Origin of the sequence: Paraclostridium benzoelyticum (assembly GCF_001006285.1) — a bacterium.
Lineage (GTDB): Bacteria > Bacillota > Clostridia > Peptostreptococcales > Peptostreptococcaceae > Paraclostridium > Paraclostridium benzoelyticum.
On the sequence record NZ_LBBT01000009.1, the window covers coordinates 1 to 13411 of the forward strand.

Here is a 13411-nt window from a genome sequence, read left to right on the forward strand (position 1 = left end):
AAATTTTATAAATTAGTTATTTATATTTGAAAATTAGTATAGGAAATTAAAAAATATAATATTAATTATTAGAGAAGTGTTAATAATTAAAAAAAAGGAGGTAATATATGTCACCTAAAAAATTGTTTCTTCCTATACTAAGAGATGGAAAATATGGTTTTATAGATAAAAACAACAATATAGTTATAAAGCCAAAATTTAAATATGTATCAGAACGATTTAGAGATGGTTATTGTATTGTAACTTATATCAAACGTATTGGGAAATCTGTTAGATGGGTCTTCGGTTATATGGATGAAAATGGATATAATAATATATTTTTGCATCTAGATAGTGCATCAGATTTTAGCGAAGGATTATCACGAGTTAAGATTGATGGGAAATATGGTTTTTTTGATAAAAACTTAAATCAAGTTATAGATGTAAAATTTGAAGCTGCATCAAATTTTAGTGAGGAAATGGCCTCAATAAAAATAAATAAACGATGGGGCTACATAAATAAAAAAGGAGAAGTTGTAATAGAACCTACATTTAGCTATGTTAATCAATTTAAAGAAGGTATATCTTTAGTTGAAACTAAGAATAAATATGGTTATATAGATAAGACTGGAGAGTTTATTATAAAACCTAAGTTTGATATAGCTAATGATTTCTCGCAAGGGTTGGCAGGAGTAAGGTTAAATGATAAATGGGGTTATTTAAATAAATATGGAGAACAAATAATAGACTTTAAATTTGATAGGGCTAAATCATTTAGTGAGGGGTTAGCTCCTATATGTATAAATGATAAGTGGGGATATATAAATACATCAGGTGAAATAGTTATTGAACCTATATTTGACTATGCATGTGAATTTTATGATGGTTTAGCAAGATTTAATATAGGCTCAAATGCACTTACTAGGGGTATGAGTATACCCAAAGGAGGTCTATGGGGATTTTTAAATAAAGAAGGAAAAATAAAAATACTTCCTACCTTAAAATCAGTTTCAGATTTTGAAAATGGATATGCACAGATAATTGATGGAGATAACAATAACTATATAGATAAAAATGGAGAAATTTTGATAAAATTAGGGTAAAACATACTAAAATTAAGTTTGAAAAAATAAACATATAGTAGTAATATATATATGGAAGTTAAAGGGGGTAGGAAATATCCCTTTAATTTTACAAAAAAAAGAGGAGAAGATAAATGAAATTACTAAGACAACTGGCTCTAATACTAGCGATATGGGCTGTAGGAGAATACATTAGTTCATTTTTATCAAATATAATTATTATACCTGGAAGTATAATAGGAATGGTTATATTATTTGTACTCTTAAAATCTAAAATTATAAAAGTCGAATCTATAGAAGAACTTGGAAACTTCTTTTTAGATAATATGGCTATCTTTTTCGTGCCTGCAGGGGTGTCTCTTATCAATTCACTAGATTTAATTGGTTCAAATATTATAGTTTTAGCTGCTACAATAATAATTAGTACTACTTTAGTTATGGTTATAACTGCTATCGTCGTTGAAAAAATGATAGAAATAAAGAGCAAGAAAGGACAAGGAAATGTATAACGTATTACAGACACCTATATTTGGAATTGTAGTATCTATAGTATTTTACAGTATAGGAGTGTATATTCAAAAGAAAACAAAATTAGCTGTATTCAACCCTTTGCTACTAGCTATTTTAGGAATAATATTATTTTTAAAGTTAAGTCATATTTCATATGAAAGTTATAAAATAGGAGGAGATACTATAAACTTTTTCTTATCACCTGTAACTATAGTGTTAGCAATACCTCTATATAAACAATATGACTTATTAAAGAAACATTTACATGAAATTATAATAGGAATAACAACAGGTGTTTTAATTTCATTTGCAAGTATAGTAGTTATAAGCAGATTAACAAATTCTAATAAATTAATAATGGACTCATTATTAGGAAAATCTATAACTACGCCTATGGGAATTTCTTTGACTTCTACATTAGGAGGAATTGAGTCTGTAACTATTGTTGCTATAATTTTAACGGGTATAGTAGGAGCTATGATAGCAACACCTATATTTAAATTTATAAACACTAAGCATCCAGTATCAAAAGGGATTGCATTGGGAACAGCATCACATGCTCTAGGGACTACGAAGGCTTTAGAATTAGGTGAAATTGAAGGGGCAATGAGCGGATTAGCTATAGGGATATCAGGAACAATAACGGTAATACTAATACCTATACTAATAAACTTTTTAAAATAATATTATACATTAACTGATTTTGAAGGGAGAATTATAATGAGTCAGGTCAACAACACATTAGAAGAAAATATAGCACTTAGATACCTAGTTATAATAATTGGAATAACTATTTCCTCGATAGGTATAAATGGATTTTTAAAACCAGCACACTTATTAGGTGGAGGGGTTGCTGGATTATCAGTTGCATTAAACTTTGTAACTCACATGAATATAGGGGTATTATCATTTTTAATTAACATACCTATATTCATATTAGGTTTTATTTTCTTGGAAAAAGAATTCTGCATAACAAGTTTAGTCAACATGATTTTATTTTCTTTTATATTAGGTATAACTCAAAATATAGGTCACTATATACCTGTAAATGATGTATTACTCCAAACTGTATACGGAGGTATATTAGGTGGTGTAGGATTAGGAATCGTATTTAAGGCTAAATCATCATTAGGTGGAACAGATATAATAGCAGCTATTTTAAAAGTAAAGAAAAACATTGCTATGAAAGATACTGGACTTTTTATGAACTTTTTAATAGTTTGTATTGGAGCTAGCTTATTTGGACTAGAACTAGCTATGTACACTTTAATTGCGATGTTTTTAAATGTATACTCTATGAATATAGTAAAAGATATGATGAATAATCAAAAATCAGTTATGCTAATTTCTAGTAAAAGTGAAGAAATTGCAAAATGTATAATGAAAGATCTTATAAGAGGGGTTACGTTAATAGAAGCTGAAGGCGCTTATACTCATGAGAAAAAACAAATAATATATTGTATAGTTGATTCTAATGAAATACCTAAGATTAAAGATATAGCATTAGAGCATGATAAAAAAGCATTTATATCAGTAAATGATGTAAATGAAGTTAAAGGTAGAGGATTTAAAGAAAAATATTTATAAAATATGTATAAAAAATAAAAATAAAGATAAAATAGATTATGTGATGTATGGAATCATCACTTAACAATATCTAGATTTGTTTAATTCGGATTGACTATAAAATATATACATAATAGTTTCTAGAGTGTAAATTTTTATTTGTGCGTAAAAAATTTAGATCGGATTACTAGAAAAATTTAAATCAAGATTAAAAAATAAAACAAAGAGCATACAGTTTTGTGAGCTCTTTGTTTTATTTTGTTTATTTAAAAGGCTAAAATTTAGTGAAACTATAGAAAAAAAGTAGAATTTTAATATATAATAATATTAAACATGAAAAAATGTAATTTGGAAGTGGTGGGGTAGTTATATGAATGCAGAAGTAAATAATAAGGACTTAATAGAAATATATAAAAAAACTGTACATAACATAGAAAAAGAAGTTAAGCGTATAAGTTTTTTTAATAAGTTTAGATTGAAAAAATCATCGCACTGCAAACAAGAGGTACTAGCATTAGAAAATGGTCAAGGTATACAAGTGCCCAATACAGATAATTCTAGTGAAAAAGCTTCCGGTAGAATACATACATTCTATAATGGAGATAGATATATAGGCAAATTAATAGATGGACAAATGACAGGAAAAGGAACATATATTTTTTTACAAAATGATGGAAGTGAACTTGAATATGTAGGTGATTTTAAAGAAGATATGAAAAATGGAAATGGAATATGTGAATTACCTAATAAGTGTTTGTATATAGGTCAATGGAAAGATGATGTAATGGAAGGCATAGGAAAAATGATTTATGCAAGTGATGATGAATATTTAGGTAATTGGAAACATGGTAAAAAAGAAGGTCATGGGATATATACATGGAAAGATAGTGGTATGTATATAGGTGAATTTAAACATGGAAAAATGGAAGGAATAGGAACTTGTTATGATTATAATGGATTTATAATATATGAAGGCGAGTTTAAGAATAATTTACCTCATGGTCAAGGTGTTTACACATGGCCAGATAATAAAAGATATGTAGGTGAATTTAAACACGGTAAAAGACATGGATTTGGAACTTTTTATATAAATGATGAAATATCTTATCAAGGAAATTGGAAGTTCGACAAGCCAAGTATTTTTAACAAAAGTTTAGATGAACTTATATCAAGTATAAAATAGACTAGCAGATTTAGAGACTAGTCTATTTTTTCGTTTAAGGAGATTATAATTAAGTGTTTAGTGCATATAGCCACTAAAGTGAACTGAGTTTTTGCACTTATTTTATTTGCTAAATAAGAATATAAATATAAATAAATGTATATAATTAAAAAACGTTACAAATAGTTATTATAACGAGGAAGTGATTGTTTGAAAAAAATTTTATACTTAATGATATTTATATTGACCACATGTGTATTTATAAATAAGGCAAATATTAATTTTGACTTGGATTTTAAACAAAATGAAGAAGTTAGAGATGCAAGTAAAAATGAAGATGTAAAAGCTGTTGTATCTTTAAATGACACAAATATAAAGAGATATATTGAAATTAAACTTGGAGATAATGAGGAAAGTGTAATAAGCAAAATTGGGAATCCTAGTAGAAAAGACATAAGTGAGTATGACTTTACTTGGTATGTTTACAATAATATTAAAAGCAATTTTGTTATGGTAGGAATAAAAAACCAAAAAGTAGTAGCTCTTTATAGCAATTCTATAGACTCATCAGATATGAATGGTATAAAACTCGGAGATAGTATTGACGTTACTAGAGAAAATCATAAATCAATAGAATATAAGAAAAAAGGAAACACTAAATTTATGATTGATTCTAGAGATCAATTTGATATTTTTATAGAAGATAATAAATATATTACTGTATTTTACGATTTATACAATGAAAGTAAAGTTACATCATATCAGATTATAGACAAGTACATAGAAGAAAGTTCAAAAGATATTTACCCTAAATACAGTAAAGAGTTAAAAGATAGTTTTGAAAAACAAACTATAGATCTTATAAATAGTGTTAGAGATAGAGAAAATTTAAAGAGATTAAGCTTTAATTCTAAAGCTAGTGTTAGTGCTTTAAAACACAGCGAAGATATGAGGGATGAAAACTATTTTGACCATGAAAATAAAAAAGGAGAAAGTCCTTTCAATAGAATGAAAAAAGAACACATAAGATACAGTTTAGCTGGTGAAAATATAGCTGCAGGGCAAATAAATGCTATTTATGCCCATGAAGCATTAATGAACTCTATAGGGCATAGAAAAAATATTTTAGGTGACTATAAAAATATAGGAGTAGGAGTTAGTTTTGGAGGACATTATAAATTATATTATACTCAAAACTTTTTTAGTGAATAATTGACATAATGAAAGGAAGTACAAACATGAAAAATAAAAAAATTAGACTGTACTCAATAATTTTAATAGCTGCATTTTTTATGATATCCATTACTAAAGTATCATTTTGTGAAAAAAATGAAGAAGTGTTCATAAAAAATGGACCTAGAGATAAAAAATATTTAGCTATAACTTTTGATGATGGACCTCATCCAAAAGAAACTGATGAAGTTTTAGATGTGTTAAAAAAACATGATGTAAAAGCTACTTTTTTTATAGCTGGAAAACATGCGAATTGGTATAGCAAACCGCTTATTAGAGCCAGTAAAGAAGGGCATGAGATAGGAAATCACACTTTTAATCATCCTGATATTTCAAACTTATCAAATGATCAATTGGAAAAAGAAATTTTAAAATGTGAGGAAATAATAGTCAAAGTAACAGGTAAAAAACCGACTTTATTTAGACCCCCATATGGAAGTTTCAAAAAGGAAGAATTAGCGAAAATAGCAGAAAAACACGGATATAAAGTTGTATTATGGGATCATGTAGATGCAAAGGATTGGAAAAATCCAGGAGCAACTAATATAGCAAATGAAATAATAAATAATGTTGAAAATGGAGATATAATTTTGCTTCATGATTACGCTACAAATAACACTGTGGAAGCTTTAGATATATTTATACCTGAAATGCAAAAAAGAGGTTATAAATTTGTAACTGTGTCAGAACTTTATGAATAAAATAAATTTAATATAAAAAATTAAAAATAGATTCACTTTTTTAGAAATTTTAATACTATATAATAAGACTATTTCTAAAAAGGATGAAGTGTATGTATAATAAAGTATTTGAAAAAAAAGAATTCATAATATTTCAAGTTAAAGAAGGTTATATAGCTTATAACACCAAGAAAACATTTGAAGAAGGACATACACATTTAAAAAACTTTAACGCAGCTAAAAAGGCTATAGACTTAGTCATAAATAAAAAGATACCAAAAAGCACAAATGCATATTATCTAACTAGTTTAATCAGGTTAACTAATGATGATAAATACGTTGAAAAGATAAATGAACTTATAGAAACTAGGAGTAAAAAAGGAAAGAAAGAAAAATATTATAACGTAGGTTATAGATGGACTAAAAGGAGCTGTTAAGCTCCTTTTTTAATTTATCTAATTCTAGAAAAGTTTAAATTAATTTCTTTATTTTCATATATTATTAAAGATGATATTCCTTGTCTATCATAAGATTTCATAGTCTTTAAGGCTTCTTTTTTAGACATAGGTGAAGATATTGATTTTGTATCAGATCTTATTATAATATATTTATTCATTGCAAAGCCTCCTGATAATGTATAAATTAGTAATTATATCAATAATAGTTTTTGATTAAGCAAAATAAATATACTCAACATATTACCAATAATTTCACCAAAAACGACTATATTGACATGGATTTCTCAACAAAGATATAATTAACTTGTAAGAAAAATAAAAAAAATAAAAAATAAATAAATTTTATGAAGTTTGTTGAGATGGAGGGGGTATTTTATGATATTAATGATAGATAATTATGATTCTTTTGTTTATAATTTAGTTCAGTTTTTAGGTGAACTAGGAGAAGAAATAATAGTAAGAAGAAATGATGAAATAACTATAAAAGATATAGAAAATCTAGATCCTGAAATTATTGTTTTATCACCAGGGCCTTGTTCTCCTAAGGAGGCAGGTATATGTGTTGATTTAGTAAAGCATTTTAAAGGAATTAAACCAATTTTAGGAATATGCTTAGGACATCAGATAATAGGACATGCATTTGGTGGAAATGTAATAAAAGCTAATCAGCCTGTCCATGGAAAAGTGCATCCGATAGAACATATAAATAAAGGTGTATTTAAAAATTTAAAAAATCCATTGAATGTGACTAGATATCATTCTCTAATAATAGATGAAAGTTCATTGCCGGATGAGTTAGAAGTTACAGCAAAGACAAAAGATGGAGAGATTATGGGAGTTAGATCTAAAAAATACCATATAGAAGGCGTTCAGTTCCATCCAGAAGCTATTTTATCTGAGCAAGGACATGATATATTAAGGAATTTTATAAATCAATTTAGAGGAAATGAGGAGGTCAAATAGATGTTAAAAGAAATTTATACAGATCTAGGTGCATTTGAAATATATACTTTATTTAAAGATGAAAAAGATAGTTTTATATTAGATAGTGGTATGGATGAAAAAAAATTGGGAAGATACTCATTTATAAGTTCAAGACCATTTGATTGTATAAAGTTAAAAAATTGTGAAGATAATCCGTTAGATAAACTAAAAGAAAAATTAGATAGATATAAAGTAGAAAATAATACTGAAATTCCGTTTATAGGAGGAGCAGTAGGATACTTATCTTATGATATAGGAAATTACATAGAGAAATTGCCAAGAACAGCTATAGATGATACAAATGTATATGATTTATATTTTGGTTTTTACAATTTTGTAATAGTTGTAGACCACTTAGTGAATAAGACCTTTATAGCAACTCCTGGTATTGATGAACAAGTTGAGCTGGATATATTAAAAGATATAGAAATGAAGATTTTAAATGTTGATAAAAAAGATTTAAAATTTGAGATAAATGAATACACAGATAAAGTTAAATTAAACTCTAATTTCAAAAAAAGCGAGTATATAAATGCAATAGAAAAAGTCAGAGACTATATAAAACAAGGTGATATATACCAAGCAAATCTGACTCAGCGATTTTCTGGAAAAACTAATTTATCGAGTTATCAATTATATAAGAGATTACGTGATGTAAGTAAAGCTCCATTTGCTGCTTTTTTAAATTTCGAAAACTATCAAGTTTTATCAAATTCACCAGAAAGATTTATTAAATGTATAGATAATACAATAGAGGCAAGACCTATAAAAGGGACTAGACCTAGAGGAAAAACAGTAGAAGAAGATATTAGACTTCAAGAAGAATTAAGAAATAGTGAAAAAGACAAGTCTGAACTACTTATGATAGTAGACTTAGAAAGAAACGACTTAGGAAAAATATCTGAAATAGGAAGCGTTAAGGTTCCAGAGTTATTTGTTATAGAACCTTATGCAAATGTTAGTCATTTAGTATCTACGGTAACTGGAAAACTTAAAGATTCTTTAAGTAGTACAGATGTAATAAAAGCAACATTTCCTGGAGGATCAATAACAGGGGCCCCTAAAATAAGAGCTATGGAAATAATAGATGAATTAGAACCTACTCAGAGAAACGTATATACAGGTTCAGTTGGATACATAGGGTTTAATGGAGATATGGATTTTAATATTGCGATAAGAACTTTGATAAAAAAAGATGAAAATATATTTTTCCAAGTTGGTGGAGGAATAACATGGGACTCTAATCCAGAAGAAGAATATCAAGAAACATTAGATAAAGCTAAATCTATAATGAAGGCAGTTAGAGGATATTATGAAGAATAGTGTGTCAGTTAATAGCCAATTAACTAAATTTGGGATTGGAGTATTTGAAACAATAAAAATCAAAGATGGACATCCTATGTTTTTAAGTTTGCACCTAGATAGAATATTTAAATCTATAAACGATTTAGACTTAGATATAAAGGAAAGTAGAAGTTTTATAGAAACAAAAATAATAGAATATATAAAATGTGAAAAAATAAACAATAAAGCTCTTAGATTAACTATGTGTGATGAAGGGTACAACCTATCAACTAGAGATATTAATTATAATAAGGATGTGTATAATAAGGGATTTAATCTATGTATATCACCTATAACAAGAGGAGATAGCATAATATATAGGCATAAAACTACTAATTATTTTGAAAACATATATAGTAAAAAGTTTGCGGTTAATAATGGGTGTGATGATGCTATTTTTACAGATTATGGTGGCAGAATTTTAGAGTGTTCTATGAGTAATATATTTTTTATAAAAGAAGATAAAATATATACTCCACATGAAAGGCTACCTATCTTAAATGGAACTATGAAAAGAAGGATTATGGAGTTATGTGTAGAACTAAAAATTAATATAGAAGAATGTGATATAAAAATAACGGATATAGAAAAATTTGAGTTTTGTTTTTTAAGTAATAGTTTAATGGGAGCTATGAAAGTAAGTCAAATAAATAAAATAAAATTCGAATGTTTTAATAATACTTTTGAAAGATTATGGAGCAAAATTAATGATTAAAAACTTTATCAAAGCCTATGAGCAAAAAATAAAAAATATTAAAGAGGATGAAAATACAATTGCTATATTTTTAGTAGGATCAAGTAAAGATATATATAATAAAAAAAATATTGAAAATATAACGGATATAGATCTTTTTATAGTTTGTGAACAAAATGAAGATCAAATTAGAGAACAAGAACAATTAAATGGTATAGAATTGGATATTAATAAATTTTCTAAAAGATATACTAACTTTATGCTGGAGAAAAAAGAATACTTTTTTATAAATGAAATGAAAGATGCAAAAGTTGTATATGATAAAAAAAATATATCTGATAAACTAATTTACTTATCTAAAGAAAAATATGATGAAGGGCCTAAAAAATTATCTAATGAAGAATTACTTGTAATGGAAAACACTATACTAGAGAATATATCTAGGCTAGAGAAAAAAGATGATTTTGAAAATTATGAATATGAGTTTTTGACTAATATATATCTAAAAGATATAATAAAGGGATACTTTATTAGAAGTGGCAAATGGATGCCTAAGGATAAAAAAATATTTAAATATTTAAGTGAAAATGAAAAAAAATTATTTGAATTGTCAAAAAACGTGTATAAAGACTATAACTATAACAATCTTAAAAAAGTATATGAATATGTATTTAAAAAAGATTAGATGTGAAAAATAATTACTAATTTTAAGGGGGGCAATTATATGCATAATGTAGATAAGAAAAAAATAGAAAATGCTGTAAGAGATATTTTAGAAGCAATAGGTGAAGATCCAAATAGAGAAGGATTACTAGATACTCCAAGCAGGGTTGCGAAAATGTATGAAGAGATATTTTCAGGAATACATAAAGACCCTAGAGATCATTTGAAAATACTTTTCCAATCTGAAGAACATGAAGAATTAGTTTTAGTTAAAGATATACCTTTTTATTCTTGTTGTGAACATCACTTGGTTCCGTTTTTTGGCAAAGCTCACGTTGCTTACCTACCTAAAGATGGAAGATTAACAGGACTTTCTAAATTAGCTAGAGTAATTGAAGATTTAGCGAAAAGACCTCAACTTCAAGAAAGAATAACTAAAGACACTGCAGACATTATAATGAAAGAATTAAAACCATATGGAGTTATAGTTGTGGTTGAAGCTGAACATATGTGTATGACTATGAGAGGCGTAAAAAAACCAGGATCTAAAACTATAACATCGGCAGTAAGAGGTATATTTGAAAAGAACATAGCTGCAAGAGCAGAAGCTATGAGCTTAATTAACATGAGATAGGAGCGGTTAGATGTTTGAATATGGCAAAAAAACTTATATAATGGGAATTTTAAATGTTACTCCAGATAGCTTTTCAGATGGAGGAAGTTATACAAGTATAGAAAAAGCTTTAAATCATGCCAAAGAAATGATAGATAGTGGAGCAGATATAATAGATTTAGGTGGAGAATCAACTAGACCAGGACACCAAATAGTAGATGCTGAAGAAGAATTGAGAAGAGTTTTACCAGTTGTTAAAGAATTAAAAAAACAGCTAAATGTTAAAGTTTCTGTAGATACATATAAAGCTATTGTAGCAAAAGAAACTTTAAAGTTAGGTGCTGATATGATAAATGATGTTTGGGGGCTTAGAAAAGATCCAAATATGGCAAGTGTTATAGCAAAACATGATGCGCATGTATGTATAATGCATAATCAAGATGGAACAGATTATGATAAAGATATAATGGAATCTATCAAGGAATTTTTAATAGAAAGTATAAAAATAGCTAAAAGTGCTGGAATAGATGATAGAAAAATTGTGCTAGACCCAGGTATAGGATTTGGAAAAACATTAGAACAAAATATAGAGGTTATGGCAAGGCTAGATGAATTAAAAGATCTAGGATATCCAATTCTTCTAGGTACATCAAGAAAGTCTATGATAGGAAAAATTTTAGATTTAGAACCTAAAGATAGAGTGGAAGGAACTATAGCAACTACCGTATTAGGAATTAAATCTGGAGTAGATATTGTTAGAGTACATGATGTATTAGAAAATATAAGAGCGATAAAAGTGGCAGATGCTATATGCAGAAGGTAGGTATAAAATGGATAAAATATTATTAAACAATATGGGGTTTTATGGCTATCATGGAGTTTTTAAAGAAGAAAGTGTATTAGGACAAAAGTTTTTTATAGATATGGAGTTATATATAGATACAAAAGAAGCAGGCTTAACCGATCAAATGGAAAAATCTGTAAGCTATGGTGATGTATATGAGTTAGTAAAAAAAATAGTAGAGAATAAAAGATTTAACTTACTAGAAGCCTTAGCTGAGAACATATCTAAAGAGGTTTTAGATGAGTTTGGATTAATTCAAGAGGTTATGGTTCGAGTGAAAAAACCAGAAGCTCCTGTTCCAGGTATTTATGATTACTTTGGAGTTGAGATAAGGAGAAGTAGAGATGAGTAAGTCTTATTTAGGTTTAGGAACTAATATAGGAGATAGAATAAGATATATAAATGAAGCTTTAAAAATTTTAAATTCTAATCCAAACATAAATATAACTAAAAAGTCAAAGCTTTATGAAACAAAAGCTTGGGGGTATAAAGATCAAGCAGATTTTTTGAATATGTGTATTGAAATAGAGACAAGCTTAAATCCGTATGAACTTTTAAATGCTTGTCAGGGTGTAGAGAAAGATTTAAACAGAGAAAGAAAAATCAGATGGGGGCCAAGAACAATAGATGTTGATATATTATTTTTTAATGATATAATTTTACAAGAAGAAAATTTAGAAATTCCTCATCCAAGAATAAAGGAAAGAGCATTTGTATTGATACCACTTATAGATTTAAATGATAAACTAAAAATAGATAATATAAGTATAAATGAGTACCTAAAATCTTTGACGACTGAGGAAAGAGAAGAAGTAAAGGAGTTTATAGGTAATGAAAAATCTATTTAGTAATGATTTAAATATAAATATAACTGAGAAATTAGAAATACCAAATGATAAAATTATAATGGCAGGGCCTTGTGCTATAGAAAGTTATGAACAACTTTTAGAAACTGCAAAGTTTATAAAATCAAATGGAGCAAACATGTTACGAGGTGGAGCTTTTAAACCAAGAACATCTCCAAAATCTTTCCAAGGTTTAAAAGAAGAAGGACTAGAAATTTTAAAAGCTGTAAAGAAAGAAACTAACTTACCAGTTATAACTGAGCTTATGGATGCTAGAGACTTAGACAAGTTATATGAAGTAGCAGATGTAATTCAGATAGGGTCTAGAAATATGCAAAACTTTACTCTTTTAAGTGAAGTAGGGAAACAAGATAAACCTGTAATGTTAAAAAGAGGTATAAGCTCTACAATAACAGAATGGATAGGGGCAGCTGAATATATTGCAATAGGTGGAAACAATAAAATCATAATGTGTGAAAGAGGAATAAGAACATATAATGATTATACTAGAAACACATTAGATATAGCAGCAGTACCTATAATAAAAAAAGAAACAAATCTTCCTGTTATAGTAGATCCTAGCCATGCAACTGGAGTTAGATATTTAGTTAAACCAATGTCTATAGCTTCATTAGCAGCAGGAGCAGATGGTATAATGGTTGAAGTTCACCCTAACCCAGGTGAAGCTTTATCAGATGGGGCACAATCTCTTCATTTTGAAGAGTTTAAAGATTTAATGGAAAGTATAAAAAAA

The 13411-nt window shown here is 27.4% G+C and carries 18 protein-coding genes; 17 read left to right on the forward strand and 1 reads right to left on the reverse strand.

Annotated elements, in window-relative coordinates:
- The first annotated feature begins 107 nt into the window (after positions 1 to 107).
- From VN21_RS00245 to VN21_RS00280, 8 genes are all read left to right on the forward strand, one after another.
- Entirely contained in the window at positions 108 to 1082 is a 975-nt protein-coding gene (locus VN21_RS00245) for a WG repeat-containing protein (RefSeq protein WP_052951924.1), read from the forward strand.
- Between the two features lie 113 nt (positions 1083 to 1195).
- Positions 1196 to 1570 carry a CidA/LrgA family protein gene (locus tag VN21_RS00250; RefSeq protein WP_021432575.1) on the forward strand — a complete coding sequence of 125 codons (375 nt, stop codon included), beginning with the start codon at positions 1196 to 1198 and terminating at the stop codon, positions 1568 to 1570.
- The gene (locus tag VN21_RS00255; protein WP_046821496.1) at positions 1563 to 2255 is read left to right on the forward strand and encodes an LrgB family protein; all 693 of its coding nucleotides are present in this window, start codon (positions 1563 to 1565) and stop codon (positions 2253 to 2255) included. Before VN21_RS00250 ends, VN21_RS00255 begins: the two co-directional genes overlap by 8 nt.
- Before the next feature lie 36 nt (positions 2256 to 2291).
- On the forward strand, positions 2292 to 3158 hold the full coding sequence (locus VN21_RS00260; protein WP_046821497.1) for a YitT family protein: 867 nt from the start codon (positions 2292 to 2294) through the stop codon (positions 3156 to 3158).
- Positions 3159 to 3507: 349 nt separating this feature from the next.
- Positions 3508 to 4320, forward strand: coding sequence for an MORN repeat-containing protein (locus tag VN21_RS00265; RefSeq protein ID WP_046821498.1), 813 nt, complete (start codon positions 3508 to 3510; stop codon positions 4318 to 4320).
- A gap of 189 nt (positions 4321 to 4509) precedes the next feature.
- On the forward strand, positions 4510 to 5511 hold the full coding sequence (locus tag VN21_RS00270) for a CAP domain-containing protein (protein ID WP_046821499.1): 1002 nt from the start codon (positions 4510 to 4512) through the stop codon (positions 5509 to 5511).
- A gap of 26 nt (positions 5512 to 5537) precedes the next feature.
- On the forward strand, positions 5538 to 6233 hold the full coding sequence (locus VN21_RS00275; RefSeq protein ID WP_046821500.1) for a polysaccharide deacetylase family protein: 696 nt from the start codon (positions 5538 to 5540) through the stop codon (positions 6231 to 6233).
- 92 nt (positions 6234 to 6325) lie between these two features.
- Positions 6326 to 6649, forward strand: a complete 324-nt coding sequence (locus tag VN21_RS00280) for a hypothetical protein (protein WP_046821501.1) — start codon at positions 6326 to 6328, stop codon at positions 6647 to 6649.
- 14 nt (positions 6650 to 6663) lie between these two features.
- On the opposite strand, the gene VN21_RS18515 is transcribed toward VN21_RS00280, so the two are convergent.
- A complete protein-coding gene (locus VN21_RS18515) occupies positions 6664 to 6828 on the reverse strand; it encodes a hypothetical protein (protein WP_161794359.1) in 165 nt (54 codons plus the stop codon).
- Between the two features lie 217 nt (positions 6829 to 7045).
- Between VN21_RS18515 and VN21_RS00285 the strand changes: the two genes are divergently transcribed.
- The 9 genes from VN21_RS00285 to aroF all read left to right on the forward strand — a co-directional run.
- Positions 7046 to 7633 (forward strand): anthranilate synthase component II, encoded by a 588-nt coding sequence (locus VN21_RS00285; protein WP_046821502.1) that lies wholly within the window; start codon positions 7046 to 7048, stop codon positions 7631 to 7633.
- Positions 7634 to 8977, forward strand: coding sequence for an aminodeoxychorismate synthase component I (pabB, locus tag VN21_RS00290; protein WP_046821503.1), 1344 nt, complete (start codon positions 7634 to 7636; stop codon positions 8975 to 8977).
- Positions 8967 to 9713: an aminotransferase class IV gene (locus VN21_RS00295; RefSeq protein ID WP_046821504.1), complete on the forward strand. Its 747-nt coding sequence runs from the start codon at positions 8967 to 8969 to the stop codon at positions 9711 to 9713. Before pabB ends, VN21_RS00295 begins: the two co-directional genes overlap by 11 nt.
- Entirely contained in the window at positions 9706 to 10377 is a 672-nt protein-coding gene (locus tag VN21_RS00300; RefSeq protein ID WP_046821505.1) for a hypothetical protein, read from the forward strand. The genes VN21_RS00295 and VN21_RS00300 overlap by 8 nt, the downstream gene beginning before the upstream one ends.
- A 39-nt stretch (positions 10378 to 10416) precedes the next feature.
- Positions 10417 to 10989: a GTP cyclohydrolase I FolE gene (folE, locus tag VN21_RS00305; protein WP_046821506.1), complete on the forward strand. Its 573-nt coding sequence runs from the start codon at positions 10417 to 10419 to the stop codon at positions 10987 to 10989.
- Between the two features lie 10 nt (positions 10990 to 10999).
- Positions 11000 to 11791, forward strand: coding sequence for a dihydropteroate synthase (folP, locus tag VN21_RS00310; RefSeq protein WP_046821507.1), 792 nt, complete (start codon positions 11000 to 11002; stop codon positions 11789 to 11791).
- Between the two features lie 7 nt (positions 11792 to 11798).
- Positions 11799 to 12164, forward strand: coding sequence for a dihydroneopterin aldolase (gene folB, locus VN21_RS00315; protein ID WP_046821508.1), 366 nt, complete (start codon positions 11799 to 11801; stop codon positions 12162 to 12164).
- Positions 12157 to 12660: a 2-amino-4-hydroxy-6-hydroxymethyldihydropteridine diphosphokinase gene (gene folK / locus VN21_RS00320; RefSeq protein WP_025162225.1), complete on the forward strand. Its 504-nt coding sequence runs from the start codon at positions 12157 to 12159 to the stop codon at positions 12658 to 12660. The genes folB and folK overlap by 8 nt, the downstream gene beginning before the upstream one ends.
- Positions 12644 to 13411: 3-deoxy-7-phosphoheptulonate synthase (aroF, locus tag VN21_RS00325; RefSeq protein WP_052951925.1), on the forward strand; the 768-nt coding region annotated here is incomplete at its 3' end. The genes folK and aroF, both read left to right, overlap by 17 nt.

Coding starts and splice junctions, on each gene's coding strand:
- VN21_RS00245 (WP_052951924.1), top strand. CDS start 108: ATGTCACCTAAAAAATTGTTTCTTCCTATACTAAGAGATGGAAAATAT.
- VN21_RS00250 (WP_021432575.1), top strand. CDS start 1,196: ATGAAATTACTAAGACAACTGGCTCTAATACTAGCGATATGGGCTGTA.
- VN21_RS00255 (WP_046821496.1), top strand. CDS start 1,563: ATGTATAACGTATTACAGACACCTATATTTGGAATTGTAGTATCTATA.
- VN21_RS00260 (WP_046821497.1), top strand. CDS start 2,292: ATGAGTCAGGTCAACAACACATTAGAAGAAAATATAGCACTTAGATAC.
- VN21_RS00265 (WP_046821498.1), top strand. CDS start 3,508: ATGAATGCAGAAGTAAATAATAAGGACTTAATAGAAATATATAAAAAA.
- VN21_RS00275 (WP_046821500.1), top strand. CDS start 5,538: ATGAAAAATAAAAAAATTAGACTGTACTCAATAATTTTAATAGCTGCA.
- VN21_RS00280 (WP_046821501.1), top strand. CDS start 6,326: ATGTATAATAAAGTATTTGAAAAAAAAGAATTCATAATATTTCAAGTT.
- VN21_RS18515 (WP_161794359.1), bottom strand. CDS start 6,828: ATGAATAAATATATTATAATAAGATCTGATACAAAATCAATATCTTCA.
- VN21_RS00285 (WP_046821502.1), top strand. CDS start 7,046: ATGATATTAATGATAGATAATTATGATTCTTTTGTTTATAATTTAGTT.
- pabB (WP_046821503.1), top strand. CDS start 7,634: ATGTTAAAAGAAATTTATACAGATCTAGGTGCATTTGAAATATATACT.
- VN21_RS00295 (WP_046821504.1), top strand. CDS start 8,967: ATGAAGAATAGTGTGTCAGTTAATAGCCAATTAACTAAATTTGGGATT.
- VN21_RS00300 (WP_046821505.1), top strand. CDS start 9,706: ATGATTAAAAACTTTATCAAAGCCTATGAGCAAAAAATAAAAAATATT.
- folE (WP_046821506.1), top strand. CDS start 10,417: ATGCATAATGTAGATAAGAAAAAAATAGAAAATGCTGTAAGAGATATT.
- folP (WP_046821507.1), top strand. CDS start 11,000: ATGTTTGAATATGGCAAAAAAACTTATATAATGGGAATTTTAAATGTT.
- folB (WP_046821508.1), top strand. CDS start 11,799: ATGGATAAAATATTATTAAACAATATGGGGTTTTATGGCTATCATGGA.
- folK (WP_025162225.1), top strand. CDS start 12,157: ATGAGTAAGTCTTATTTAGGTTTAGGAACTAATATAGGAGATAGAATA.